Annotated in this window: 1 protein-coding gene; it reads left to right on the forward strand. The window is 35.9% G+C overall.

The window, feature by feature from the left end; genetic code table 11:
- Window positions 1–284: 284 nt before the first annotated feature.
- The gene (locus tag GZ78_RS27010) at window positions 285–797 is read left to right on the forward strand and encodes a hypothetical protein (protein ID WP_034843449.1); all 513 of its coding nucleotides are present in this window, start codon (window positions 285–287) and stop codon (window positions 795–797) included.
- The last annotated feature ends 290 nt before the right edge of the window (window positions 798–1,087 follow it).

A 1,087-nucleotide genomic window follows, 5' to 3' on the forward strand; every position in this document is an offset into this window, starting at 1 on the left:
TTTAACCATTGTTTAATGGCCTTTACGGGTATTCCAGTAAGGAAGATTTGAGCTGATCAGGGAGATTTGGGCTAGGGCGGTATTCAAGTTTGTTGCTGGTTGTATGGGATTTTATGGATGTCCTTTTTTTTTATGGATGTCCTTTTTTTTGAAAGTGATTTCAGCGTTTTAACCATTGTTTAATGGTCTTTACAGATATTCCAGTAAGAAAGATTTGAGCTGATCAGGGAAATTTGGGCTAGGGCGGTATTCAAGTTTGTTGCTGGTTGTATGGGATTTTATGGATGTCCTTTTTTTTCCTCTTTTTTTTCCTTTATTTTCTTTTTTTTATTTTCTTTTTTTTATTTTTTTTGGCTATTAGTCGTCACCTTCTTAAGAATTATACAGGCAGAGGTCTTGGCTCAGAAGCTTTGCTCTCAATATTTGAGTGCTATAAAAAATTTAGAGGAATGCCTATTCCTGAAATTGATAGAGATAATTTAAAATCACGAATTCAAGAAATTGTTTTTAATATAGCTGAAGAATTATTAAAGACATCTGATTTGATTCAGTTTAAAGGATATTTTTCCGTTGGAGATTTTAGTGATACTGATCATTTTTTTAGAGTTACAAGAACTTTTCCCAATGATTTTGGACCAATAATACGATCTGCACTGAGATCTTTAGAACGGGTTAATAAAGCAGATTGTTTTTCAGGGTTTACTTCTGATCCTATTTCCGTAGCAGCAGTTCGTTCTTTAGAAAAGTGTGGGTTTGTAAAATCAGGGTACGAATACAAAAAGTATTGTGAAAGCTAACTCTATGGTTTTGTATGCATAACGCCAATTTCAGGGGCTGCACCGCAGGCGCAGTCCCTGGAAACTTTTGTTATGTGTTCTTACCAGCTTGTTACTCTATGGCAGAAACTTAACGGTCACCAGGAAATCCAACTTACTCTTATTGAGCCAAGAAAATAAGCCAGTTGAAATCGTTAGAAGGGAGAGGAGAAGAAGCAATGCTAGTAAATCTACAAGGAAAAGAGCCCCGTCACGAGAGCTTGAATACAAGTGAGCCAAGCCTTAAAAAAGCAAAGTTTATCGACAAGGCT

The sequence above is a fragment of the Endozoicomonas numazuensis genome (assembly GCF_000722635.1).
In the GTDB taxonomy this organism is placed as follows: Bacteria; Pseudomonadota; Gammaproteobacteria; order Pseudomonadales; family Endozoicomonadaceae; genus Endozoicomonas_A; species Endozoicomonas_A numazuensis.